The 21,674-nt window shown below is 35.2% G+C and carries 22 protein-coding genes and 1 pseudogene; 14 read left to right on the top strand and 9 right to left on the bottom strand.

Features of this window, described 5'->3' with window-relative positions:
* Positions 1-66: 66 nt before the first annotated feature.
* From FG382_RS00180 to guaD, 7 genes are all read left to right on the top strand, one after another.
* Positions 67-1,482 carry a glycerate kinase type-2 family protein gene (locus tag FG382_RS00180; protein WP_211356349.1) on the top strand — a complete coding sequence of 472 codons (1,416 nt, stop codon included), beginning with the start codon at positions 67-69 and terminating at the stop codon, positions 1,480-1,482.
* Positions 1,472-2,746, top strand: coding sequence for a phosphopyruvate hydratase (gene eno / locus FG382_RS00175; RefSeq protein WP_211356348.1), 1,275 nt, complete (start codon positions 1,472-1,474; stop codon positions 2,744-2,746). Before FG382_RS00180 ends, eno begins: the two co-directional genes overlap by 11 nt.
* Before the next feature lie 58 nt (positions 2,747-2,804).
* A complete protein-coding gene (locus tag FG382_RS00170; protein WP_142536867.1) occupies positions 2,805-3,494 on the top strand; it encodes a GntR family transcriptional regulator in 690 nt (229 codons plus the stop codon).
* A gap of 19 nt (positions 3,495-3,513) precedes the next feature.
* Positions 3,514-4,359: a MurR/RpiR family transcriptional regulator gene (locus tag FG382_RS00165; protein ID WP_142536866.1), complete on the top strand. Its 846-nt coding sequence runs from the start codon at positions 3,514-3,516 to the stop codon at positions 4,357-4,359.
* 266 nt (positions 4,360-4,625) lie between these two features.
* The gene (locus FG382_RS00160; RefSeq protein ID WP_142536865.1) at positions 4,626-6,023 is read left to right on the top strand and encodes an HD domain-containing protein; all 1,398 of its coding nucleotides are present in this window, start codon (positions 4,626-4,628) and stop codon (positions 6,021-6,023) included.
* 468 nt (positions 6,024-6,491) lie between these two features.
* Positions 6,492-6,713, top strand: coding sequence for a hypothetical protein (locus FG382_RS00155; protein WP_142536864.1), 222 nt, complete (start codon positions 6,492-6,494; stop codon positions 6,711-6,713).
* Positions 6,714-6,856: 143 nt separating this feature from the next.
* Positions 6,857-8,224, top strand: a complete 1,368-nt coding sequence (gene guaD / locus FG382_RS00150) for a guanine deaminase (RefSeq protein ID WP_142536863.1) — start codon at positions 6,857-6,859, stop codon at positions 8,222-8,224.
* Between the two features lie 51 nt (positions 8,225-8,275).
* Here the strand turns inward: guaD and FG382_RS00145 are convergent, their stop codons facing one another.
* The 3 genes from FG382_RS00145 to FG382_RS00135 form a co-directional block, all read right to left on the bottom strand.
* Entirely contained in the window at positions 8,276-9,553 is a 1,278-nt protein-coding gene (locus FG382_RS00145; protein ID WP_142536862.1) for a M48 family metallopeptidase, read from the bottom strand.
* Between the two features lie 179 nt (positions 9,554-9,732).
* Complete coding sequence (locus tag FG382_RS00140) at positions 9,733-10,122, bottom strand: hypothetical protein (RefSeq protein ID WP_142536861.1); 390 nt, start codon at positions 10,120-10,122, stop codon at positions 9,733-9,735.
* A gap of 685 nt (positions 10,123-10,807) precedes the next feature.
* On the bottom strand, positions 10,808-11,491 hold the full coding sequence (locus FG382_RS00135; RefSeq protein WP_142536860.1) for a Crp/Fnr family transcriptional regulator: 684 nt from the start codon (positions 11,489-11,491) through the stop codon (positions 10,808-10,810).
* 283 nt (positions 11,492-11,774) lie between these two features.
* On the opposite strand from FG382_RS00135, the gene FG382_RS00130 reads away from it, so the two are divergent.
* The 4 genes from FG382_RS00130 to FG382_RS00115 all read left to right on the top strand — a co-directional run bounded on the left by FG382_RS00130 (position 11,775) and on the right by FG382_RS00115 (position 15,325).
* Entirely contained in the window at positions 11,775-13,055 is a 1,281-nt protein-coding gene (locus FG382_RS00130; protein WP_142536859.1) for an SLC13 family permease, read from the top strand.
* Between the two features lie 102 nt (positions 13,056-13,157).
* Complete coding sequence (locus FG382_RS00125; protein ID WP_142536858.1) at positions 13,158-14,045, top strand: DUF6282 family protein; 888 nt, start codon at positions 13,158-13,160, stop codon at positions 14,043-14,045.
* 49 nt (positions 14,046-14,094) lie between these two features.
* Positions 14,095-14,478: a cupin domain-containing protein gene (locus tag FG382_RS00120; RefSeq protein WP_211356347.1), complete on the top strand. Its 384-nt coding sequence runs from the start codon at positions 14,095-14,097 to the stop codon at positions 14,476-14,478.
* 70 nt (positions 14,479-14,548) lie between these two features.
* A complete protein-coding gene (locus FG382_RS00115) occupies positions 14,549-15,325 on the top strand; it encodes an HpcH/HpaI aldolase family protein (protein ID WP_142536857.1) in 777 nt (258 codons plus the stop codon).
* A 395-nt stretch (positions 15,326-15,720) separates the two neighbouring features.
* Here the strand turns inward: FG382_RS00115 and FG382_RS23470 are convergent, their stop codons facing one another.
* The 3 genes and pseudogenes from FG382_RS23470 to FG382_RS00095 form a co-directional block, all read right to left on the bottom strand.
* Positions 15,721-15,837: an Imm30 family immunity protein gene (locus FG382_RS23470; RefSeq protein ID WP_373287594.1), complete on the bottom strand. Its 117-nt coding sequence runs from the start codon at positions 15,835-15,837 to the stop codon at positions 15,721-15,723.
* 341 nt (positions 15,838-16,178) lie between these two features.
* Positions 16,179-16,388, bottom strand: a complete 210-nt coding sequence (locus FG382_RS23110) for a hypothetical protein (RefSeq protein WP_229677338.1) — start codon at positions 16,386-16,388, stop codon at positions 16,179-16,181.
* Between the two features lie 188 nt (positions 16,389-16,576).
* Positions 16,577-16,987: pseudogene (locus FG382_RS00095) on the bottom strand (tetratricopeptide repeat protein).
* A gap of 264 nt (positions 16,988-17,251) precedes the next feature.
* On the opposite strand from FG382_RS00095, the gene FG382_RS00090 reads away from it, so the two are divergent.
* From FG382_RS00090 to FG382_RS00080, 3 genes are read left to right on the top strand one after another with little or no spacing between them, the layout of a single operon-like run.
* Positions 17,252-17,704 (top strand): hypothetical protein, encoded by a 453-nt coding sequence (locus FG382_RS00090; protein ID WP_142536856.1) that lies wholly within the window; start codon positions 17,252-17,254, stop codon positions 17,702-17,704.
* Positions 17,705-17,734: 30 nt separating this feature from the next.
* On the top strand, positions 17,735-18,604 hold the full coding sequence (locus tag FG382_RS00085; protein WP_142536855.1) for a tetratricopeptide repeat protein: 870 nt from the start codon (positions 17,735-17,737) through the stop codon (positions 18,602-18,604).
* Between the two features lie 4 nt (positions 18,605-18,608).
* Positions 18,609-19,841 carry an ATP-binding protein gene (locus FG382_RS00080; RefSeq protein ID WP_142536854.1) on the top strand — a complete coding sequence of 411 codons (1,233 nt, stop codon included), beginning with the start codon at positions 18,609-18,611 and terminating at the stop codon, positions 19,839-19,841.
* A gap of 325 nt (positions 19,842-20,166) precedes the next feature.
* Here FG382_RS00080 and FG382_RS00075 read toward each other — a convergent pair whose 3' ends face one another.
* The 3 genes from FG382_RS00075 to FG382_RS00065 form a co-directional block, all read right to left on the bottom strand.
* A complete protein-coding gene (locus FG382_RS00075) occupies positions 20,167-20,589 on the bottom strand; it encodes a hypothetical protein (RefSeq protein WP_142536853.1) in 423 nt (140 codons plus the stop codon).
* A 49-nt stretch (positions 20,590-20,638) separates the two neighbouring features.
* Entirely contained in the window at positions 20,639-20,929 is a 291-nt protein-coding gene (locus FG382_RS00070; protein WP_229677339.1) for a tetratricopeptide repeat protein, read from the bottom strand.
* 280 nt (positions 20,930-21,209) lie between these two features.
* The gene (locus FG382_RS00065) at positions 21,210-21,674 is read right to left on the bottom strand and encodes a hypothetical protein (RefSeq protein WP_142537370.1); all 465 of its coding nucleotides are present in this window, start codon (positions 21,672-21,674) and stop codon (positions 21,210-21,212) included.

Below are 21,674 nucleotides of genomic sequence, written 5' to 3'. Positions count from 1 at the left end.
AATAATAATTATTTTTTTGTAATATACAATACAAAAAGTATTAAATTTTACAAAGGGGATTTGTTGATGAAAATTCAAAACAGCAGTTCATTAAAAGCAGTAGGAGTTGAAAAATCTAGGGAAATAATTTTAGACATTACAAACAAAACACTCCTAAAGTTAGATTCTTACCATCGAATCAAAGAAATCATGCATTTGGAAGGAAGTTTTCTTACTATAGGGAAAAAAGTTTGGGATCTAAACAAAAAAAATCGCATTTATTTAGTTGGAGCGGGGAAAGCCTGTAATGCAATGGCAAAGGCAGTATGTGATGTTCTAGGTGGATGGCTCACTAAAGGGATTATTATAGTAAAAGTTTTAGAGGAGGAAGATGTATTTCATAATACTGATGTGTATGTAGGTGGTCATCCTCTCCCCAATGAAGAAGGATACCGGGCATCTTTGAAAATACTAGACTTAGTTGATCAAGCAAATGCAGATGATTTATTCATCGCAGTTATGAGTGGAGGTAGTTCTGCTTTAATGAGCTGTCCTCGAAAAGAAATCACTTTACAAGATGAGATAATAACGACTGATGTTATGTTGAAATCGGGTGCTAATATATACGAAGTTAATGCTATTAGAAGACATATTTCACGATTAAATGGTGGAATGCTTGCTAAAAGAATAGAAGAACGTGGAGCTGAATTAATTGGTATTGGGATTAGTGATGCTGTTGGAAATCCTCCTACCAAGGATATATCAATCCCCTATAAAAATTACAATAGTACACCTATTGGACCAGACAAAACAACACTTGAAGACGCTAGAAATGCTATAAAAAAATATAAAGTTGAAAATAGATTACCTAAATCTGTAGTTGATTTTTTGACTAATGCAACCGAAAAAGATGAAACGCCTAAGGCTTTTCCTAACAATACTTATTATTTAATAAATACATTAGCCGACTCTTGTATTTATGCCAGAGATATTGCAGAAGAAACAGGTATAAATACGATTATACTAACTTCTTATCTAGAAGGAGAAAGTAAAGATGCAGGTGTCTTTTTTGCATCTATAGCAAAAGAAATTCAAGAAAACGGAAATCCAATTCAAGCGCCTTGTATTATATTAAGCTCTGGTGAGACTACTACTAAGATCATAGACAATAAACAAATTAAAGGTCATGGTGGCCCGTCATTAGAACTAACAGTCGGTTTCGCCACTGCTATTTCAAAAACCCCAGGAGCTTGTATGCTCTCGATTGATTCGGAAGGAACAGACGGAACTTCTATGGCTGCTGGTGGAATGACAGATTCAACAAGTTTAAGTCGCGCGAAGAAAGCCAATGTTGACCTATTCACCTCCTTACGAGAGCACTCTACTTTTGAAGCTCTATCTACTATAGGAGATGTAGTTATTACCGGTAATACCGGCACAAACTTATGCGATTTCAATATCATGTATGTCCCTCAAAAAGGAGACACTAATAATGAAGATTAAAGAAATTAAAGCTCGTCAGTTAATTGATTGTAAATGTAGACCTATGATTGAGGTGGATGTAATCACAGAAGACGGTTACATTGGACGCGGGAGTGCCCCAACAGGATCCTCCGTAGGCATGTATGAAGCTTTCGTATTAAGAGATAACAATCCTAACGAATACAAAGGCCTAAGTGTTCGTAAAGCAGTTGAAAATATTAATAACGTTATTGCCCCCGCGCTTATCGGAAAAAATGTAATTGATCAAGAAAAAATTGATCGAATTATGATAGACCTTGATGGCACCGAACTAAAAACCCGGCTGGGAGGAAATGCAATTTATTCTGTGTCAATAGCATGTATGCATGCAGCTGCAAAAAGGAAAGGTCTTGAGTTGTATGAATACATCGCAAACGGAGCTATTACTTCTGTACCAGTGCCGAGTTTTAATGTTATAAATGGTGGAAAATACGATAATCTTGTCCAGCCATTTAACGAATTTTTAATAGTGCCATATAAAGCGAAAAATATTGAAGAAGCAGTAGAAATGTCCGTATTAGTATTCCAAGAACTTGAAAAAGTACTGACAAACTACCTTGGAAGAAAACCAAATATAGCAAGTTCATATGGATATGCTGCGCCTTCTGAAGATCCTGAAATTATTTTAGAGCTCATACAATCAGCTATTGATAACTGTGGTTATAAAGGGAAGATTGCATTTGCCTTAGATTGTGCTTCCAGTGAAATGTATGATAAAGCGACCGATACTTATCAACTCAAAGGGAAACAAATCAGTGCTATTGAATTAGTGGATTATGTAGAAAAATTAACTACTAAATTTGATTTTGTATTCATTGAAGATTTGTTAGATGAAAATGATTGGAAAGGATTTATCTATGCTATTAAAACCATTGATAAAGCACTCATTCTTGGAGACGATTTAATCGTAACTAATAAAGACAAACTAATGTATGCGCATCAGAACCATGCGGTTCATGGTTTCATCCTAAAACCAAATCAAATTGGGACAATTACAGAAGCATTAGATACTTTTGATTTTGCTCACAATAATGGACTATTAGCTATTCCCTCTGGACGTTCGGGTGGTGTAATTGGTGACATTTGTATGGATTTAGCAGTAGGTTTACATGTCCCATTTATTAAAAATGGAGCCCCACGCTCTGGAGAACGAATTGATAAATTAAATTACCTTATGAGAGTTGCTGACTTAAGTAACCCCTGTCCAATGTCTGATATTTCATCACTAGTTAAATTTAATAATTAATAATTGAATCAGTAATCTTTATTGATTACTGTTTTTGAAATAGATAAGGAGAGATCTTATGCCTTTACCTAACAAAACTTTGGAAAAAAATTATAAGGGTAAAACATCATCCTCTGTGATCTTTTACACGGTGAAGAGATGGATTGTAACGGGGCAACTTAAACCTAATGAAAAGCTAGATGATATGGAGTTCGCTAATTACTTCTCTGTAAGCAGAACTCCTATTCGTGATGCATTTAAATTACTAGAATCTAAAAATCTAATTATTTCTTCACAAGGTCGTGGAACAGCTGTTACAGACCTGCAATTAAATAATGTAAAAGATATTTATATACCTTTAATCGGACTTCAAAATCTTGTTTTTACAAATGAATTAATTGAATTTGAAAATGAGGAGTTAAATAAACTTAAATTTATTAACGACGAATTTGAGAAAAGTATTCACAAAAAAGATACTTCAAATATTTTAGCATTAGATTACAAGTTTCATAAATTTTTAATTAAACAATGCAAAAACTCATATATTATAGAGTTTTGTGATACATTATTTGACCATGCATACAGGCTCGAATATCTATTTTTCTCTAATACTCTTGATTTGAGTGAATCGCATTCTGAACATAATGAAATCATTAAAGCGTTAGAACGTAAAGATATGTATTCGGCTTCCATACTTGTAAAAAAACACTGGGAGCGTACAGTTCATGTTCTCAATACTGTAATTGCAAAACAAAATAGACTATTATGACATGTCATGAGGTGAAAATATGACAGAAATCACAAAAATAATCCATTCAAATATAGAAAAGTTTACTCCTTCTCAAAAAGTAGTAGCCAATTTTATTATTGATAATATGGAGGAAGTAGCTTTTAATACACTAGAAGACTTAGCAAGTATTATTAAAGTAAGCACTACTACAATCATTCGTTTTGCTAGGACTCTAGAATATACTGGTTTTTCAGATATGCAAAAAGATATTCAGCATGCAGTCAAGAACAAAGAAAGTCTACCTACTAGAGCCAACCACCTCGTCCAAATTCCAAAAGATCAACTATTAAATAATATATTTCTAAGTGAGATACAAAATATAAATAATACACTTTCCTTGCAAAATGAAACTGATTTACATGAGTCTGTTCGATTAATTACAAAAGCAAAAAAAGTATACGTTCTAGGAATGCGAAGCTCATTTTCGTTAGCTTCATATACTGTTTCTAGACTAGGACAAATCAAAAAAAATGTTCATCTTATTCAATCTGGTGGCATGATGTTTCCAGAAGAAGTTACGAGTGCAACTACTGGAGATGTATGTATCGCCTTTTTATTCCCACGATACTCCAAAAATACAGCAACTTTAATCTCTTGGTTAAAAGAAAAAGGCGTTAAAATAATATTATTTACAAGTCCAGATAATACAATTGTCAAAGGATATGGGGATATAGTATTATCTTGTGCAGTTTCAAACGTAACACTTAAAAACTCATTCTCTGCTCCTGTTTGTCTAATCAATTATTTATTTACTTCGATATTACAAGAAAACTATGATGAAGCGTCGGAATTATTAAAGGACACGGAAGCTATTTTAGCTCAAGGCTATTTCTTAGGATTGTAATGCCTGACAGCATCAGAAAAAAACCTGAAGCTTGTACAATTATTTCCATTAAAAGCAGTTTTTTAATTTAATTTATAGTAACTTGTATCGGTGCATCCAGTTGTTGATTTTATTAAGTAATACTAGGTAAACTCTAAACACAAAACATCCTAAAGCTAGCTACTGCTTTAGGATGTTTCCACCTCACACTATCTAATAGTTCTGAATATAAACACTTTATTTATTCGATTACTTCTGTATAATATTTTACAAATGAGGTGAATTCGATGATTAATCAAGGGAAAGAATTGCTGAGGCAAAGATGTAAATACTTATCTAACATGGAAATTTTACAACTAGAACAGGCAATGGACTTTGCCGAGCGAGCGCATTGTGGTCAAAAAAGAGCAACAGGCGAACCATATATCATCCATCCGCTTGAAGTAAGTTTAATTTTAGCAGAATATAAAGCAGATATTATATCGCTAATAGGTGCATTACTCCACGATGTGGTGGAAGACACGGAAATTCCTTTATCCGATATTGAACAAGAATTTGGTAAACAAGTTGCTTTCATTGTAGATGGATTAACAAAGTTTGAGAAAGGAACAATCGAAAAGGAAGAATACGGGGCTGTTAACACAGAAAAGCTCCTTTCAACTGCTATTATAGACATCCGTGTAGCTGCCATAAAACTGGCGGATCGTCTACATAATATGAGAACCCTTGCAGTCAAAAAAATCGAAAAGAAAATACCTTATGCCAATGAAACATTACTATTCTTTTCGCCACTAGCTGAAAAGCTTGGATTATATAGACTACAAGAGGAATTAGAAGATTTAGCATTTAGCTATTTAGATTCGACTCGGTATAAACAATTTAAACAAACAATGAAAGATCTCGCTAAAGACTACAATACTACTTTTCAAAAGTTCATTCAAAAAGATCAAATGTGCGATTCAAATAACGTCATTATTCATGTAGAGTTTCGTATGTCTCCTCTCTTCAAGTCCTATAATCTGATAAGTGAAGGAAGTCCTATTTCTGATCTTTTTACCATTCATGTTACAACTAAAACCGCACGAAATTGTTACACTGCTTTAGGAATTATCCATTCATTATTTGAACCTATACCTGATCAGTTTATGGATGAGATAGCGATTGAAAAACATCCATTTTTAAAACATCTAAAAACAAAGCTTAAAATCAATAATCAAATCGTCCATGTCAATATCCAAGATGAAAGAACAAATAGCTTCTATAAAAATGGAGTCTTTGACTATTTGCAAGAAACCAATATGCGATATCTAAGTGAGCAACTATTAGGGAGCTCCATTCACACGATAAAATCAATCTCGAATAATTCCATTGCATTTTGCGAGTTAATTTCTTTTGAATTATTCCAAGAAGAGATAACAGTGTTCACTCCAACAATGGATGTGATTATATTACCAGCAAACTCGAATATCATCGATTATGCATATGCATTCAATCCTTCACTTGCAAGCAAAATGTCGTTTGCCAAAGTGAATGGTGAAGTACAATCCCTCCAAACAATATTACAAGATATGGACATTGTTGAAATTCACACCAAAAGCAAAATAACGGCAAACGCTAAATGGCTGCACCATGTACAAACATCAAAGGCTATAAAGGAAATAATGGAAGTTGTTGAAGAAAGTTAAAGAAGTTTCATAACGGTAAGCATACATCCCAGAGAAACAATTACAGCCGAAATCGAGCAAAATTGCTTATTTACACGTGGCCAACTTGCTAGAGACAAAAGTTCATGTATATTTTTCCAGTTAATGGCTTAGGGCAATCAATTGATAATCGAAAGCAACCAGTTCTTGTTACAAAGCAACTAAATCAGAGTGAAAGCAACCAATACTTATAATAGCAAGATTACGTGATGTGAGACGAAGATGACTGTAACTCGCTTTTATAAATGTTGCGCATTTACTATTGTACATTATTCACCAAAAGGAAATACCTATTCTCTTACTTTCAACCTAAACTATCACTCTTCATTCAGTTTTGCTTTCTTAGTGTGACATTTTTTATCTTTCAAGTTCTAACTCCCCAAGCTCATCATAAAATAGAAGAATTCTAACTTTTAGAAATGATAAATTGCTGGAAAAGGGGACAAGAAGATGTTTGCTGTTCATTTTTATGAAAACAAGACGAAAGTGTTAAATCAAGCATTAAGAAGTATACCTTCAGTAGGAGAAGAGATTAAAATTAAAGGGCGGAAAGGAAAAGTTGTCAATATAACAGAAATAGATGAAAACACCTATCATGTATATATCGAGTTTGAAAAAATAGTAGAGAAAAATGTTGCAAGCAAAGACCTTGGGAAGAAAAAAAGAAGATAAACATTACTGATAAATAGAAAAAGCGAGAGTTATTTTTTCTCTCGCTTTTCATTGTATTTTCCGTAAAAACGATAGACTCCCTCTCTCTATTCCCCTATAATTACGAATATAACGGCTAAAATACGAACAATGAGGTGTAGTTTATGAATAAATATGCGCAAGTTTTTCAAGGAACTGCTTTTACTAGTAAGTCGCCAAAGGAAGTAGAAATCTTAGAAGACTATCTCTTTTGTATCAACGATAAAGGAATGATTGAGCAAGTTGTGGCACCAACAAATAACGACTATTCGATTTTACTAAATGCTTATGAAGGGAAAGAAAACTTTCACCGCTTAGCTGAAGGTCAGTATTTCTTACCTGGTTTTATCGATTTACATGTGCACGCTCCTCAATGGGCACAATCTGGAACAGCACTAGATATTCCCCTGTATGATTGGTTAAATACATATACATTCCCCATTGAATCTAAGTTCTCGGATTTAGAATTTGCTAAAACTGTTTATGAAGAGGTAGTAAATACGCTGCTAGCCAATGGAACGACTACTGCTCTTTATTTTGCAACTGTGCATAAAGAAGCGAGCTTCATGCTAGCGGAAATTTGTGCTAATAAAGGTCAACGTGGTCTAGTTGGAAAAGTTGTTATGGATAACCCAGATCAAAATCCAGACTTTTATCGGGATGCAAGTACCAAGACCGCATTAGAAGATACGGAAGCATTTATTTTAGCTGTAAAAGAACTTGCCAAAACTACTAAACAAGGGGTATATCCAGTAGTTACACCTCGTTTTATCCCAAGCTGTACGGATGATGCTTTAAAAGGTTTGGGAGAGCTTGCCGCTAAACACGATACACATATTCAATCACACTGCAGTGAAAGTGATTGGGAGCATGGCTATGTACAAGATCGATTCCAAAAGAACGATGCCTTTGCATTGAATGATTTTGGCCTATTAGGTGAGAAATCGGTAATGGCCCATTGCAACTTCTTAGATGATAACGATGCAAATCTGTTTGCTGAAACAGGAACGGCGGTTTGCCATTGTCCAATATCCAATGCTTACTTTGCCAACAGCGTCATTCCGATTGCTCATTTGCATGCTAAAGGAGTAGAGATTGGGTTAGGCTCCGATATTTCCGGTGGTTTTTCGCCTAGCCTTTTCGATAATGCTAGACAGGCTGTCATCTCATCCAGAATGTTAGAGGATGGTGTAGATACCACGCTTCCTGCTAGTGAGCGGGGCGTGCCAAGTTCGCGTATAACGATTAACGAGGCATTTTACCTTGCAACTGCGGGTGGAGGAGAAGGTTTAAGTTTACCAATCGGACGTTTAGCAGAAAAGTATGCATGGGATGTCCAAATCATCGATACGAAATTGGCGACTGCAAAATTACCTATTTTTAATGTGGAGGAAGATTTGAGTGACGTCTTCCAAAAAATCATGTATCTAGTTCGACCTGAAAATATTCGGGAGGTCTGGGTTCAAGGAGAAAAAGTCCACTCACGTATATAATCATATAGGAGGTGCTAATACAGCTAGCACCTCCTACATTTTAATTGGAACTCATCGGGCATCTTGCTCGTTGAGTTCTTTTTCATTAGCAACTCTAGTTATTCTTTCTAACATTGTTGGATGGCCATATCGAAACCATTTTACCAGAAGTGGAGGGTTTACTTCATTTAATCCAGCCTTCGTTAATTGCTGGAAAGTGCTCACAGCTGCCTCGGGATCTGCCATTAACTCTATTGCATAGTCATCGGCTCTAGTTTCTTGATATCTAGAGATGTAATTTGATATGGGACTGGAAGCAAACAGTAAAAAAGAAGAAATCAGAAGGAATAATGGCAACGAATGGATAGCACTCAATCGATCAATTTTTAAGACACGTCCAAAACGAGCGATGATCCAGGGCATTATTTTCGCCATTAACCAAAGTCCAACAAACGTCGTTAAAAGATAACCAGCAATTCCGAAGTAGATATGTTTCTCTACATAATGCCCCATTTCATGTGCCATGATGAAGAGAATTTCACTTTCCGATAATCTGCTTAACGTCGTATCCCATAAAACAATTCTTGCATTACTTCCAATACCTGTAACGTAGGCATTTAGTGCATTTGTTTTTTCGGCCATATTCACTTCATATACATGCTCTGTCGGAATATTCGCTTGCTCTGCAACTGCCAAAATTTTCGTTTCCAACTCTTTATTGGTCAGTGGATAGAAATCATTATACAATGGGTCAATTACGACAGGTTGGATAAACATCAAGAATATCGTAAAAGGAATCATTAATAACCAAGCATGCAACCACCATCTCTTTGTGCTTTTATTAATTAGCCAATAAAGAACGGTTACTAGGAGTACAGTCTCTCCGAGCGTAATCCAAAAATCAATTAGATTGTCCCGCATCCATGAAGAAAAAGCTTGCGTACTTATTCCGTAATACTTGCTTAAGTAATACCTGTAATAATCTAATGGAAACAATACGATAAAAAGGAAAAACGATAATAAAAATAAATAAACCGCATTTTTGACGATTGCCCATTTGTTTTTTAAAGGTAGCCATCTTTCAAACAATTGAGAAAGACCAGTAATCAAAATAAAAAAATAAACAAGCCATTCAAAAGGAGTTAAAACAAAAAAGAGGAAATTTCTTATTTTTGAATACTCTCCACTTAAGTACAACTCGCGCTCCGTCATAAAAGTATCCGGGTCAGCAACTGTCCCTTTCAATGTTGCTGGAATACCACCACTTCCACTATGGAAAATATAAATATACATAACTAATGCATATACTCCAAATATCAATAGAGCAGTTATCCCCCATTTTTTCGCCAAATCCTCTTCCCCTCCTCACACTCTCTCCTACAGTAAGTGTAATCAAAAAGAGAAAAGATAGAACCACTTTCTTCAAGATAATGAGAAAAAACTCAGAAGGGAACTCTTAAGAAACTTCTTCAACTATTCAATTTGATATAATATTGCTCTTATATACCCGGTTAAATATTTCAAAGAACTTATACACCTAAAGAGTACATTTTATCTTTGATCTCCTGCAAATTAGTCAATTCATTTGCAAATAATAGAAATGACTCCTTATCATGTGCATCAAGTGTTTCATTTACCTTAAAATTCAAATGTAAAATTTTCAGCTCAAAATCTAATACGGAACAAATACTACCGTTATTATATAGACTCTCTATATCTTCCACCTGCATTAGAAATCTAAATTCACTGTTGACGATTACTAACAAATGCCAACCTAGAAGATCGACGTATTTCCGTTCATTTGTAATTGTCCAAACGTCTCCTTGTCGGAACTCAATAATATGTTGATGTTGTTGTCCCGGACAGCAACAGCTAACTTGTTGTTGAAAAGATTCTAGTATTACAAAACGATCATACATAGGTCTTCCTCCTTCATTCATCTTCGTTTTTCAACTAAAATTAATCTAAGCTCTCTTTTTAATAACAAGTAAGAGTAACTTTCCAAACTCCAAATGAAAATGATTATCACTTTCATTTATGATTGTATATGATAATGTTTATCAACGTCAATATATATTATTTTAACTTCCATCAAATTGCTTTTTCCAGGTAAAATACCTAAATATATTCCAAGTTTAAGCAATAAAAATAGCCCCTTATCTCAGGATTTCCCCTGGAATAATGGGCTCGTAATTATTTGCAACACCTCTTAAAAGTATTTATTGTAAAAGATCTCCTACTGAAATTATATTCCTTATGTTTTTCTTTTCTATCACATTATGTATTTGCTTATCCTCACCAATTAGTTGTATTTTTGCAATTGGGTTAGCTTACAACTTTTCATACATTTTCCTTAGCTCTAAATACTCGAAATAGGAAATGTTGGTTTTGGTATTCTCTTCAATACCTTTTATCATCTAGTCAATTTTGATTATATTACTCAAACTTAGGGTTTTATTTTGAAGACTATTGAGTCCTCTATCTCCCTCAGTATCATATTTTTTCGTATTCGTAGTCTGTCTCGCCTCTTGGGTCTAAAAGATAATTTTACTAGTTATACTGAAAATTCATCGGTATTTAAATGCTTGATTGTTACCTACTCGATTAGTAAACAAAATCAGGGTTACAGTTCAGTTTAAGTAGTTCTGGATTCAGTATTTCAATACCATTTCGGGATGTTTTAATGATCCCCTGATCACGCAGTTTTTTTAGGGAACGCGCAACCTCTAACCTTGACTCCCCAATTATCTCTCCAATTTCCGTCTGAGTAAGGTTAATCCCTGCCTTATTCAAGGAGCGCGTGTATATGTAAACGATGTTGCAGGTCTTCACGAAAGCAGAATCATAGCTGAGAGTAATCGATTCGTGCATGAATAGATTGGAGTGCATAATGACATAATCCAACATGGTGATGCTTAGATTAGGATGCTCCATCAGTGCTTGATAGAAATCTTTCGGCCGAATGCGAATCGTCTGAATGTCAGTGATAGCGGTTATTGAAAAGAAGTCGACATCGATATGGAATTTGCCATCGATCGGTCTGCTTAAGGAGTAAGGACAAATAGAACCTCCACCGTGGAAACAAATTGTCTTGCTGACACCTTCTATATGATTGACCGATAATCTAAAGATACCTTCCTCTACATAGTACAAGTATAATGGTTCCACATTATTGGTTACGATGCTCCCTTTTTCCAGCAGATACCTCTCCCCTATTTCTAATAAAAGAGGCTTAAAATCTATAAACTGATTTTCAAAAAATAGATTATTTTTTCGCAAACTGCTCATACCTCCTTCTCTAAAATAACAATAATTAAATTAAAATAGATGCTTTGTGGGTAAATACAGTTTCATTTATACATTATACTATACTAATCTTTCTCTTCTATATCTCTTTCAGATTCTTAATATTTAAAATAATTTAATCTCTGTGTATCAAATGATACTGAAAACGCTTTCCTGAGTTAGTAATATAAAATTAACAAAGCAGTTAAAGATAATAAATGAAGGATAATGGATTGCTTCATTGATGTCAGAAAACTAGCTAAATAAAAAGTATAGGAGGTATTGAATGGAAGTAATTTCTTTATTATCCCTCATCTTTGTAATCACATTGGGAGTTTTTACAAAAAAGAATATAGGAATTATCTCCCTTGCGGTCGCAATAGTATTAGGATTGATGAGCGGGATATCAAGCAAAGATGTTGTAGCTGGTTTTCCTACGAGTCTATTTCTAAATTTATTTGGAATGTTTTTCTTCTTTGCGATTGCGCAAAAAAATGGATCTCTGGAACTACTTTCCAAGAAATTGTTTGCAATATTTGGCCGTTATGCTGCATTGTATCCTCTTATGGTCTTTCTAGTAAGCGCTCTCATAACGGTTGTCGACCCTGGAGGTTTGACCGGTTATGTGGTATTGCCTGCGATTACCATGGGTGTTGGTTATCAGATGGGCTACAATCCTATCATGATAGGAATTCTGACTATCTTTGGTGCAAACGCTACACTAATGACACAGGTAGGCGTTTTTGGGAATACGGCCAACTTAATTGTCGCTGATGCTGGCCACCCTAATTACGCTACACAAATTCTGTTAAATGGTGCAATCATGTTCTCTATTGCTGCGACTTTGTCGTATATCGGTTTCCGTGGATGGAAGAGAAACCAACATGCTGACGAAACCTTGTCGTTGGAAAGTAATGCCGGGCCAATTGATCTTCCGATTTTCAATGGCAAGCAAAAACTGACCTTGTTGATGCTAGTATTGATGATTCTCGCTATCATGTTTTTAAAAACGCATGCGGGACTTACAGCACTAGTTTTCAGTATAATCCTATTGCTTGGTAAGGCTGCTGACGAAAAAGATGCCTTTCTGGGAGTTCCCTGGGAGACAATATTCCTCTGTATTGGGATTGGTAACCTCCTAAGTGTTATTGATACATTAGGCGGTTTAACTCTTTTAGCTAGCTTATTGTCTTCCATTTCTACGCAGTGGACGTTGGCACCTTTACTTGGTATCACTTCGTCGATTATGTCCTTCTTCTCCTTAGCGATTGCGGGACCTATTCCGACTTTGATTCCAACAGTCGAATCATTGAATGAGTTGAACGGTAATCGTTTCATGAATATTGAATTGATCAGCACCGTCATCAATGGCGGATTCACAGCTGCCATTAGTCCCTTGTCGCTAGGTGGCGCAATGGTTCTGGCTGCCTATGGAACACTATTTAAACCTAGTGCTGAGGAAAGAACAAAAGTCTTTACTAAGTTGTTCCTAGTGGCAATCGTAATTTCCGTTATCGCTGGAATCTTGGCAAATACCGGTATATATAAAATAACTGCAGGCTTGTAATATTGCTTACTCTATTTTAAATAGTTATTCAGCTTAATTACACAATAATTTTATTTACTTCATTAGCACTCGAAAAAAATAGAATAATAAGGAGGAATTGGAATGGATAGAAGTATATTAAAAGGTATGTATGATGTGCATGTTCACTGTGGACCATCTACAGCAAATAGAGCAGTAGATGCTGCTGAGATGCTGAAGCTTGCGGAAGAAGTCGGTTATGCAGGATTCGTCGTAAAGGATCACTATATTCCGGCACTATTAGGAACGAAAATGGTGGAGAAGCATTTAGGAAATGGTACTTGTAAGGTTTACGGATGTCTCGTTCTTAATAATGCAGTGGGTGGCTTTAATGTCAATGCAATAGATAAAGCAAGACAAATGGGCACGGCAATGGTTTACTTTCCAACCGTCTCCTCTAAAACGCATATCGATGGTCACAAAGGCTTTGGGTTTGTTGGTGGAGCAGGTGCTTCGGATGTAGAGGAAGAGCCAATCGTTATAGCCGATGAAAATGGCAATCTTAATCCTAAAGCTGTGGAAGTAATTGAGTACTTGGCCAAGCACGATATGGTATTGGCTACCGGACATGGTAATGAGATTGAAGTGGATTCTACAGTCAAAAAAGCTTTGGAACTGGGGATGAAACGTATCCTGGTAACCCACCCCCATTATCAAGTAGGAGCAACCATTCACGATATGAAAAGATGGGCAGAAATGGGTGCCTATATTGAGATTAATGCTTGTGTGTTTAAAGATAGCGGTTCGAAAGTGGAAGCAGTAGTAGATCTGTCCGTGGCCAAAGAGATGATAGATGCCTGTGGTGCGGATCGTATCATCATCGATACTGACTATGGTCAAGCTGCTAATGGTTCACCAATAGAAGGAATGTATAATTTCGTCAATGCCCTGGAAGAACATTTTGGAGTCACCGAAGAAGAAATTAATATTATGACTAAGAAGAATCCGAAAGAACTGTTCAATTTCCAATAACAACAGAAGTCACACAAAAAATAATTATATGATACTGGAGGAAATAAAAATGACAAAAATTGATTACGGTAATCTGGACAACCTGCCATGGCAATTTGTGAGAGAAGGTATCACACGGAAAGTATTCGGTATGGGAGCCGAAAACATCAACGTCACAATCAATAAAGTGGAGAATGGTAACGAGAAGAACCCGCATACCCATGAACTAAATGAACAGATTGCACTTATCTTAGAAGGTGAATGTGACTATTATGTAGATGGTGTTCCCTACCGCATGACCAAGGGTTCTTGGATTACTGTCCCAGCTGGTGTGGAGCATTATATTGAAGTCTACGACAGTCCTGTACCAGTACTTAATATGGATATTTTTTATCCTCTGAGAGAAGAGTACAACGAATCCTATGGTAAATTCATTGAAAACTACCGGAAATAAATACGAACCACTGTTGATTAATCTATGTTTATAATTGTTGTCAGCAGTGGTTTAAAGGGGAGTAAGTATTATGAAGATGCGTAATTTGGTCAAAGAGAAGCTGGAGAAAAACGGGCATGTATTGGGTGCCTTCGTTGCTTCGGGCTCACCCACTAATGTAGAAATTTTAGGACTTAATGAATTTGATTTTGTCCTCATTGATCAGGAGCATGCTCAAACTGATATGGAAACGATGGTCAATATGATCCGTGCAGCGGAACTATATGATATGGCACCACTTGCTCGTGTCTATCATCCACATGATGGACCTATGATGTCTCGAATGCTGGATGTTGGCATTCATGGTTTGATGATTCCTATGGTGGAAACGAAAGAGCATGCACAATATATAATTGAACATATGAAGCTTGCTCCTTTAGGAAAAAGAGGGATAGGCGCTGGGCGCGGACCAAGATGGGGATGGTATGAGAATTATAATAAAGGCGAAGTGAACGATAATATCTATGTCATCATGCAGTGTGAGACTAAAAAAGGCGTTGAAAATATTGAGGAGATTTGCCAAACGCCAGGTCTAGACTGTATTTTTATTGGAACTGCTGATTTATCACAGGATATGGGCTGTTTTGGCGATAACAATAACGATGATTTACAAGCTGCAATTGACAACGTATTGAAAGCCTGTCAGAAACATAGTATCGTAGCCGGCATCGTCACTGGAACGGCGGAAGAAGCGTCGAAACGTGTTCAACAAGGTTTCCAATTCGTTACCATAATGAATGACTTGGGATTCTTAAAAAGCCAGACTAAACAACAAATCGATACGGTTAGATATAGTCTGTCGAGATAACGATAAAGTGAAACTTCGATCAGTGGGGGTTTTTTTCATCCCCCACTGATTGTTAGTTGTGTCCCACACGATGTGGGTGACACAGACGTTGCAACACGATGTTGCGTACTTAGTCTGGGATCATTTCTTCGGGCTTTTACGGGCAGTTGATCTCCCACTTATCTTTTCGCTTTTCTTAAATCTTGAAGTGGGAGTCTTACTGCCAGTTAATGCGGGATAAAAAGTGATTTTAAAATTTCTATAACTCTTGACTGCTTCTGCTGTATGGAAGGCAAATTAAAAATGAAGTACAATTAATTAGACAATAATCGAAAAAATGGCAAATGCTATACTCTATAAAGGAGCGTATGGCATTTGCCTTTGTACTTTTCAATTGATTTTCCATATCAAGCCGCTTATTCATAGAGATGCTCTATTCCATGTACAAGGCAGAACATAACCTCATATTGTTCAGTAACATCGTCAAATACCATGCATGATTCTGTAATAATAGACGTTTTTCCTAAATTAATAAGATTGTCTAATGCTTTTTCAAATTCTGATACTTCTTTTGGAGATTGTAAAAGTCTATTAGTACAATTTTTTTAACTCAGATCTCACATCCACACATTTATACCTCAATTACTTTTTTTCTAGTTCAGGATATAAGTCGCTAACTTTCTAATCGTAATTAGAAGTCCCTACATTGCTCTTAAGTAATAATTTCATCGTTTTCGTTAAACACTGCCTTTATCTCGTTACCATCGAAAACAACCATATAGTCATATGACAAAGAGAGAACTTGAATGATTTCTTACTTTAATTTCAAATGCTGGTATGCATATAGAGCATACATATCGTTTCAGTTCTATATTTATTGTTTATCTTTTAAAAATTTCAAGTACTTTTCGTCTTCTTCACCAAAGTCCCTGCCTCTTGATTTCTTATTTGCAGTATCTAGATACTCTTTTGCTTTAGCTAAATCACCTAACTCATAAGCCACCTTTCCAGCCCATAGTTCTCTTTCGCCTTTATCTCCTCTTGCGGGATCTGTGACAAAGATATTATCAACCCATTTTTTCATCCGTTCCGTATCGTTTAATATTATGGATATATCTAAAATCCCCCATATGATTAAAAAGCGCCATCAAAAATTATTTTATCATCCGGTAGTTCTTTCCATGCTTGTTCTAATAAAATGACAGACTCCTCTAGATTTCCTTTGTCAAATTCTTCATTACTCTTATCCATTAATTCTTTATTAATCACCTCTTAAATTTCACTTTTAATCACATCAAAATATTTCTCCTCTTCATTTTCAAAAATCGAGTAGCCTTCCAGAATATATGCTCTCAGTAAATAATCTTTCGCTTTATTAACGTCTCCTAATTCATACAAGGTCTCACCAAGACGTAACATAATAAAAGGATTTTCTATTCCATCAGGACAATTAATCGCATTAAATAAAAAAATCTTTCGAAGCATTATAATCTTTATTCATATAACAGGTATCACCTAATGCTGTGTAAATCCATGTACTTGCTTCCCAATTATGTTTAGGTTCGGGAACAAAGCTTTCAAATACATTTGTATGGCATTCTCCAAGTCAAAACTATTAACTAAGTCATCTCCTTGAGAGCATATAATTACTATTCTCTCATATAGTTCATCCTGTAATTCCAATATGAACTCCTCGCAATTATCTGGTGATAAGCATTCCTAGAAACTACTTTATAGAAGTTTTGTGCAAGCCCCCTAAAAAAGGAGGAAAGATAAAATGTTATCTTTTTAACCTTTTTATATAAAACTTAATAATAAAAGGTTCTTTTAAGTACTTTTTATGTTTAACAGGATTATAGTTGACTTTCTAAAAGAATAAATAGAAAATTATGTATATAAATAAATATATTTAGTGTTTCTTTATTGAATTATTAGGAGGATATAAAAATGCAGGAAGATCTATATTCAGCAAGCATTACAGATGAATACATAGAAAAAACGAAAAGCTATAACCTTAGCAGTTTATTTATAGCTGCTTTCTTTGGTCAAATTATTGCAATTACAGCATTGGGTTTGCAGAATGCGATTTGGCTAAAAGTAGAGAAGAAGATTTTATATAAGCTTATTACCGTAAGCGCTTCTTTGTTTCTCTTTAAAATATATTTAACTTATGCAATTACCCATCAAATAATCGACTTAGACGAAAGTTATATTAAAATTATTGGTAGAGTGATAGGAATTGTTACTTTTATCATTTATTATAACTATTTAAATGGTATCTTTAAAGAACATATGTCTTTAAACGGTAAGACACAATCGCTAGTTCTTCCAGGCATCATTTGGTGCACTATCGGCATTGCAATAGAATTTTTTACGATAAATTTCATTTCTAGTATATAGTTAGATCACCAATAAAAGGAGGATAGAAAATTGATCAAGGAAAAAGCTGTTTCGTTGGAACTAGTAGAGCATTATTTTCACATTCATAAATACGAGCAAGTGATAGAAATATTTAAAGACGGCATGGGAGAGTACATCAACAACGGTGTATCCTGGTACATTCTTGGATACAGTAATTATTCTCTAGAAAACTATGAATTAGCTGAAGAGCAGATGAAGGAAGCCCTCCGTTTAGGTATCAATGAAGAGCCGGTACTTCATGTATTAGGCATGATATATATTAATACGGAACGGTGGCAAGAGTCAGAAAGTGCCCTTCTCGAGGTACTCCGAATAAATCCTGAAAGTGCAGATGCTCATGCAAGTTATGCATATTTGATGAAATTGGTTGGCCAAAGAAAAAAAGCATCCTTACTCATAAAGAAAGCACTGGAAATGAATCCAGAGGATGGTCGAACACTCCGATTACATTATTTTATAGAAGAGTTAGGCAATGGGAAGAAAGAGCAAATTAATTCTGTACAAAAGTATATGAACTCGAATGACTCTGAGCTTGAAAAATTGCAGCATTTAGGTCATGCAGCTCAAAACCAAAATGATCCAAAAAAAGCTATGGAACATTACGGGCAAGCATTTGCCTTAAACCCCGAAAATAAAAAGTTGTTGGCTACACTTGAGGAGCTTGAAATTGATGCACACCCCTTATTAGTTCCAAATAGACTGGCGGGTAGACTGGGTTGGGGGGTTATATGGATAATAGGAGTAGGACTCACAATCCTATTATTTTCATTGGATTTTAATATGCTAGGTACTATTTGGCTTTATACATACATTGCATTTTGTATTTATACTTATTTATCAGTACCAATTGTAAAGTTCTTACTAAAGAGAAAAAGGTGATAAAATGGATAAAGTGAAATGGCTACAACAAATGGTAGAACAAAGTCCTCAAGATGCCCAAGCTCACTATTGGCTTGGAAAAGAACTAGCTGAAAATGGAAGTTTACTAGAAGCGGTTCAATCTTTCTCAACTGGTATAGCTTGCTGTCAGGATGAGGAGCTTCGCATAGAAATAATTCAAGAACTTACAGCTGTAAGTTCAAGACTTCAACAGCAAAAGATAAAAGAAACCGTGCCATCATCCGAGGAATTGTTGGAAGAAGGATATTCTGAACCAAACATGCTTGTAGATCAACAAACAAACCTACAGCAATTAAAGCCAAAGCTGAAAGTTATTGAAGGAAATGGTTCCAATAAAGAGGTTAAAAGTGTTTCTAATACGATAACCTTTGAAGATGTTGCCGGCTTAGAAGAGTTAAAAAAGACGATTACTCTTCGGATTATAAGTCCTTTTTTTAACAAAGGATTATTCGCTAAATTTAAGAAAAAATCAGGTGGAGGAGTACTTCTGTATGGTCCTCCTGGATGTGGAAAAACGTTTATTGCTCGAGCGACTGCTGGCGAATGTAAGGCAAATTTCTATCCAGTCCATATCACAGATATTTTAGATCCATATATTGGCGTAAGTGAGCAAAATCTTAAAGATATCTTTGATAAGGCCCGCTTTCAAAAGCCTAGTATTATGTTCTTCGATGAGGTTGATACCATAGGATACAGTCGTTCCAAGTCTTCCTCACATCTTAGAGGAGTAATTGATACCTTTCTTTCCGAAATGGAAGGAATTGATACGAGTACAGATGAAGTGCTTGTCATGGCTGCTACAAATACTCCGTGGGATATAGACAATGCATTAAAGCGTCCGGGCAGATTTGACCGATTGATATTTGTTGCTCCTCCGGATGAGAAAGCAAGAAAGCAAATCTTTCAATTAAAATTAATGGGTCGATATGCGGAAGAAATAGACGTGGCAGCACTTGCTAAAAAAACCGAGTTTTACTCAGGTGCAGATATAGAAAATATAGTGGAAATGGCTTCAGAAAATGTTTTAGAGGAAATTCTGACCACGGGAAATGAACGACCACTAAACACAAATGATCTAATGCATGCACTTAGCAATCAGCAAGCATCCACTTTAGATTGGTTACGTACGGCAAAAAATTATGTAAAATATTCTAACCAAAGCGGGCTTTATAATGATATTGAAAAATATCTTCAAAAGCATAGCAGAAGCATTTAGGGAAAATGAATGTATGGCTTAAGTTAAATATGAATATTAGATAAGCTTATAAGAAACCCTGTTGTATCAAGTTAAATTACGCTGATATCGACAGGGTTTTCCATTGACCAATTAGCGTAAGTCCGTCTTCCAGTTCGCCTTCTAGAAATTGTTCTTCCATATCAACTAACCCTAATACTGACTGATAGATGGAATCTACTTCGCTTCTAAATTTATTAGCTATAATTAATCATAATTATTAGATCTATGTATCTAATAATGCAAAAAAGCACTATTCACTAATAGTAGACAAGTGCTTTAAGTTCAGTTCGTTTAATGTTCTACTTTATTGTTTATCTTTTAAAAATTTCAAGTACTTTTCGTCATCTTCACTAAAGCACCTGCCTCTTGATTTCTTATTTGCAGTATCAAGATACTCTTTTGCTTTACCTAAATCACATAACTCATAAGCCACCTTTCCAGCCCATAGTTCTCTTTCACCTGTATCTCCTCTTGCGGGATCTGCGACAAATATATTATCAACCCATTTTTTCATCCGTTCGGTATCGTTTAATATAATAGATATATCTAAAATACCCCATATGATTAAAAAGCTCTCATCAAAAATCACTTTATTATCTGGTAGTTCTTTCCATGCTTGTTCTAATAAAACGACAGACTCCTCTATATTTCCTTTATCAAATTCTTCATTACTCTTATCCAACAATTCTTTTATGTGAGCACCTTTTTCACCTGTTACATAACTCATTTTTAATCACCTCATAAATTTCACTTTTGATCACATCAAAATATTTATCCTATTCATTTTCAAAAAACGAGTAGCCTTCCAGAATATATGCTCTCAGTAAATATTCTTTCGCTTTATTAACATCTCCTAATTCATACAAGGTCTCACCGAGACGTAACATAATAAAAGGATTTTCTATTCCAGCAGGACAATTAATCGCATTAAATAAAAAATCTTTTGAATCATCATAATCTTTATTCATATAACATGTATCACCTAATAAAAAAACCTTGAAAGGCAATTTGCAAATCAAGGTTTTATCAAAAATCTTTAGTCTATCGTTCTTCTTTAATTGCTCCATTTTTTAATATTCTCCTCTTAGATTAGATGCAGAACCAATATGTGGTATAATTCCATGTGGAATATCGTCTCGCCTAATTTTCGAACATTTTTGTAATCATCGCATTAAAATAGAGACTCCATGAGGGTATTACCTTCGTGGAGTCTCTATTTTCAAACGTGTTAATTTTATATGTTTAACTCAATATTTAAATTATCTTTAGTCATTTGGATTCTTTGTTGCTGATATATGATAACCTTTGGTATAGCTAGCTTCGGCACAGAAGAGCGCTCTAGACAGATTACCTATCCTCTTTGCACAAATGAATGTACTGACCAAAATCAGGAAATACGTCCCAGTTTTTTTCAAGAGTATCACTAATCTCGCGTTCCTCGACTGTACCGGTCTTAAAGTCTCTCTTTTCCATTGCTATATAGCCATCTTCTCTGAAGCCTAAAATCATGCTACTTACTTCCCGATCAGTTTCATCATCATATTCCCAATAGATTGCCGTTCTTAAAAAAATCTTACCGTCATTTATAATTTCAAAGTCATAATTTAGATACTTCCGAATGTAATCATCATAAAAACTTACCGATACCCATTCGTTTGTTACATTTACAATATATTTAGGTTTTTCATTCTCAGTTAATACTGCAGTATATGGTTCATGTTTTTGATGGCATGTGTATGCAGTACGGTCATCAAGAATGTTCCAAGGCTTTTTTCTGAGATCTGACCACTCGTCACAATAATAAACTTTCAT

This window comes from Psychrobacillus lasiicapitis (genome assembly GCF_006861795.1).
Classification (GTDB): domain Bacteria; phylum Bacillota; class Bacilli; order Bacillales_A; family Planococcaceae; genus Psychrobacillus; species Psychrobacillus lasiicapitis.
This window is presented reverse-complemented; position numbering and strand designations above follow the sequence as displayed.

Coding starts and splice junctions, on each gene's coding strand:
- FG382_RS00130 (WP_142536859.1), top strand. CDS start 11,775: ATGGAAGTAATTTCTTTATTATCCCTCATCTTTGTAATCACATTGGGA.
- FG382_RS00165 (WP_142536866.1), top strand. CDS start 3,514: ATGACAGAAATCACAAAAATAATCCATTCAAATATAGAAAAGTTTACT.
- FG382_RS00070 (WP_229677339.1), bottom strand. CDS start 20,929: ATGGAGCAATTAAAGAAGAACGATAGACTAAAGATTTTTGATAAAACC.
- FG382_RS00090 (WP_142536856.1), top strand. CDS start 17,252: ATGCAGGAAGATCTATATTCAGCAAGCATTACAGATGAATACATAGAA.
- FG382_RS00140 (WP_142536861.1), bottom strand. CDS start 10,122: ATGTATGATCGTTTTGTAATACTAGAATCTTTTCAACAACAAGTTAGC.
- FG382_RS00080 (WP_142536854.1), top strand. CDS start 18,609: ATGGATAAAGTGAAATGGCTACAACAAATGGTAGAACAAAGTCCTCAA.
- guaD (WP_142536863.1), top strand. CDS start 6,857: ATGAATAAATATGCGCAAGTTTTTCAAGGAACTGCTTTTACTAGTAAG.
- FG382_RS00160 (WP_142536865.1), top strand. CDS start 4,626: ATGATTAATCAAGGGAAAGAATTGCTGAGGCAAAGATGTAAATACTTA.
- FG382_RS00065 (WP_142537370.1), bottom strand. CDS start 21,674: ATGAAAGTTTATTATTGTGACGAGTGGTCAGATCTCAGAAAAAAGCCT.
- FG382_RS00075 (WP_142536853.1), bottom strand. CDS start 20,589: ATGAGTTATGTAACAGGTGAAAAAGGTGCTCACATAAAAGAATTGTTG.
- FG382_RS00135 (WP_142536860.1), bottom strand. CDS start 11,491: ATGAGCAGTTTGCGAAAAAATAATCTATTTTTTGAAAATCAGTTTATA.
- FG382_RS00115 (WP_142536857.1), top strand. CDS start 14,549: ATGAAGATGCGTAATTTGGTCAAAGAGAAGCTGGAGAAAAACGGGCAT.
- FG382_RS00125 (WP_142536858.1), top strand. CDS start 13,158: ATGGATAGAAGTATATTAAAAGGTATGTATGATGTGCATGTTCACTGT.
- FG382_RS00120 (WP_211356347.1), top strand. CDS start 14,095: ATGACAAAAATTGATTACGGTAATCTGGACAACCTGCCATGGCAATTT.
- FG382_RS00155 (WP_142536864.1), top strand. CDS start 6,492: ATGTTTGCTGTTCATTTTTATGAAAACAAGACGAAAGTGTTAAATCAA.
- FG382_RS23110 (WP_229677338.1), bottom strand. CDS start 16,388: ATGAAAAAATGGGTTGATAATATCTTTGTCACAGATCCCGCAAGAGGA.
- FG382_RS00170 (WP_142536867.1), top strand. CDS start 2,805: ATGCCTTTACCTAACAAAACTTTGGAAAAAAATTATAAGGGTAAAACA.
- FG382_RS00180 (WP_211356349.1), top strand. CDS start 67: ATGAAAATTCAAAACAGCAGTTCATTAAAAGCAGTAGGAGTTGAAAAA.
- eno (WP_211356348.1), top strand. CDS start 1,472: ATGAAGATTAAAGAAATTAAAGCTCGTCAGTTAATTGATTGTAAATGT.